Origin of the sequence: Brevundimonas sp., assembly GCF_036399195.1 — a bacterium.
In the GTDB taxonomy this organism is placed as follows: domain Bacteria; phylum Pseudomonadota; class Alphaproteobacteria; order Caulobacterales; family Caulobacteraceae; genus Brevundimonas.
Genome location: NZ_DASWNO010000170.1, coordinates 1 through 2,805 on the forward strand (window position 1 = coordinate 1; position 2,805 = coordinate 2,805).

5 protein-coding genes and 1 pseudogene are annotated in these 2,805 nt (G+C 68.4%); all 6 read right to left on the reverse strand.

The window, feature by feature from the left end; translation table 11 throughout:
* Window positions 1-92 precede the first annotated feature (92 nt).
* Complete coding sequence (locus tag VGB60_RS08055) at window positions 93-380, reverse strand: hypothetical protein (protein ID WP_331037753.1); 288 nt, start codon at window positions 378-380, stop codon at window positions 93-95.
* Window positions 377-715: an NAD(P) transhydrogenase subunit alpha gene (locus VGB60_RS08060; protein ID WP_331037754.1), complete on the reverse strand. Its 339-nt coding sequence runs from the start codon at window positions 713-715 to the stop codon at window positions 377-379. Before VGB60_RS08060 ends, VGB60_RS08055 begins: the two co-directional genes overlap by 4 nt.
* Window positions 715-900, reverse strand: coding sequence for a hypothetical protein (locus VGB60_RS08065; RefSeq protein ID WP_331037755.1), 186 nt, complete (start codon window positions 898-900; stop codon window positions 715-717). The genes VGB60_RS08060 and VGB60_RS08065 overlap by 1 nt, the downstream gene beginning before the upstream one ends.
* 38 nt (window positions 901-938) lie before the next feature.
* Window positions 939-2,072: a Re/Si-specific NAD(P)(+) transhydrogenase subunit alpha gene (locus VGB60_RS08070; protein ID WP_331037756.1), complete on the reverse strand. Its 1,134-nt coding sequence runs from the start codon at window positions 2,070-2,072 to the stop codon at window positions 939-941.
* A gap of 115 nt (window positions 2,073-2,187) precedes the next feature.
* Entirely contained in the window at window positions 2,188-2,463 is a 276-nt protein-coding gene (locus VGB60_RS08075) for an aa3-type cytochrome c oxidase subunit IV (RefSeq protein WP_331037757.1), read from the reverse strand.
* A gap of 85 nt (window positions 2,464-2,548) precedes the next feature.
* Window positions 2,549-2,805, reverse strand: a pseudogene (locus VGB60_RS08080) (serine hydrolase); the annotation flags it as partial.

Genomic DNA, 2,805 nt, shown 5'->3' on the forward strand with positions numbered 1-2,805 from the left:
AGGCTGAGGATGAACAGCACCCCGGAGACCAGATAGGCCAGGGCCGCGAAGGATGCGTTCATGTGGTCTGACTCCCCCTCAACATCATCTCGTCACCGCTCTCCCGGAGGGCAGGCGGTCCGCGCCAGTCGCCACAGCGCGGCGGCGATGAACAGGGGGGCCAGGAACACCATCGACCAGTCCCAGATGCTCAGCGCCCGGTTCTGGGCCACGATCCGCAGCAGAACCGAGGCGAACAGCAGCACCACGCCGCAGTCCAGGAAGCGCAGCTTGCGGATCGCGTCCTTTTCGCCCAGCCAGCTCCACAGCCACAAGCCGACGCCGGCCGCGGTGGCGAGCCAGGACGCGCTGACTGCGAACTGCTGGACGGTCAGGGTCAAGTGGCGACCGTCTCGGCTTTGGGCGAGGCCGGCGGCCGCTCTTTCTTGCGGTACATGGCCAGCATCCGCCGCGTGACCATGAAGCCCCCGAAGATGTTGACGCTGGCCAGCGTCACGGCCGCCACGCCCGCGCCCTTGGCGATCCATCCGCCGTCCGCGCTGGCCGCCGCCGCCGCGATCAGGCCGCCGACGACGATCACCGAGGAGATGGCGTTGGTCACGGCCATCAACGGCGTGTGCAGCGCTGGCGTCACGCTCCAGACGACGTAGTAGCCGACGAAGATCGCCAGCACGAAGATGGCCAGGCGGAAGATGGTGGGGTCGACGTGTTCCATCAGGCTCTCGCCTCCAGACGAGCATCGATGCTGACCAACAAGCGCAGGACGCCGCCGAGGAAGGCGCTGCCGAGCAGCGACCGGACCCCGATGCCGATGGCGGTCGATATACCCATCCCATTCATGGCGACCGACAACACCGGGTAGAGGATGGCCACGATAGGGCCAAGGACGAGGATCACCATCGCCGCTCTGGTCAGCCACGCTCTGAGTTCGCTCGAAATCATCCCCTCACCCCCTCGTGCACCACAGCCCCGCCGTGCGTCACCACCGCCGCCTTGAGGATTTCATCCTCGAGATCCAGCGCCAGCGCCCCGTCCTTGATCATCAGATCGACGAAGGCGACCAGGTTCTTGGCGTAGAGGGCCGAGGCGTCCGCCGCGATCCGGCCCGGCAGGTTGGCGTGGCCGACAATCTGGACGCCGTTGGCGGTGGTGACAACCTCGCCGACCCTGGCGCCCTCTACGTTGCCGCCGGCCTCGACCGCGAGGTCTATCAGCACCGAGCCCGGCTTCATCGTCGCCACCTGGCCTGCGGTGACCAGCACCGGCGCGGCGCGGCCCGGGATCAGGGCGGTGGTGATGACGATGTCCTGCTTCTTGATGTGGTCTCCCGTCAGCGCCGCCTGTTTCGCCTGATACTCCGGCGACATCGGTTTGGCGTACCCCCCTGCGGTCTGGGCATTCTTGAACTCCTCGTCTTCGACGGCGAGGAACTTCGCCCCCAGCGACTCGACCTGCTCCTTGGTCGCGGGCCGTACGTCCGTGGCGGTGACCACCGCGCCCAGCCGCCGGGCGGTGGCGATGGCCTGTAGCCCCGCCACGCCGACCCCCATGACGAAGACCTTGGCCGGGGCGACGGTGCCCGCCGCCGTCATCATCATCGGAAATCCCTTGCCGTAGGCGTGCGCCGCCTCGATCACCGCGCGGTATCCGGCCAGATTGGCCTGCGAGGACAGGGCGTCCATCACCTGCGCGCGGGAAATACGGGGCACGAACTCCATGGCGAAGGCGGTCGCGCCCGCGCCGGCCAGCGCCGTCACCGTCTCCGTGTCCCGCCAGGCGTCAAGCAGGGCCACGACGACGGCCCCCGGCTTCAGCGCGCTGGTTTCCTGAGCCGTCGGCCCGCGCACCTTCAGCAGGATGTCCGCGCCCGACAGCACGGCCTTGGTGTCCGGCGCGACCGTGGCGCCGGCGGCGACGTATTCGGCGTCCGGGATCGAGGCTCCCGCACCGGTCCCCGCCTCGACGGTGACGGCCGCGCCCATGGCGACGAACTTCCTCACCGTATCCGGAGTGACAGCGCAGCGCGTCTCGCCGTCTCGGCGTTCGCGGGTCACGGCGATGGCGACAGCCAAGCGAATCCCTCCGTCATCTCTCGACGCAGGAACGTTAGGCTGATCGCAGAGGCCGCGTCAAAGCGCTCGCGCTCAAGCAGCGAGCAACCGCGTTGCGAGCGCTAGCGCCCTTAACTCAGTGCTTCTTCTTGGGCGACTTCAGGAAGAACCAGCCGGCGACCAGCAGGACCGCCGCGGCGATGACGCCGCCGAAGAAGCTTCCGCCCGGCTGGAACCACAGCGTCAGGAATGTCAGCAGCGCCGCGATCAACAGCGACCCCCATTTCGCCATGCCGATGAAGGCGTGGAAGGTCGACTGCTGCTCGCCGATTTCCTGCGAGCCGCGCACATAGGCGTCGTGCGCGTGGGCGTCGTGCACATGGACGTTGGGGGCGTGGTGCGGGTCGGCCATGTCGGTGTCCGGGATACGGGAAGGAGTCGGTCGCGCCGACTTATAGCGGGGCGCGCCATCGGCTCAAGTCGTCGCCGACTTTTCCTCAGTCCAGCGCCGCCAGCACATCGCGCGTGAAGGCGATGGGATCGAAGGGCTTGCCCGCCGGGTCCTCGCCGCGGCGAACGATCACGACGCTCCGGCTCGGCACGATGACGACGTACTGGCCCCGGTTGCCATTGGCCGAGATCGCGTCGGGCGGCACCCCCTCCGAGCGGTTCATCAGCCAGAAGGTCGCGCCATAGCCCTGCGCTCCGCCCGGCTGCGGGCCCGAGGGGCGCGAGACATAGTCGCGCCAGCCCT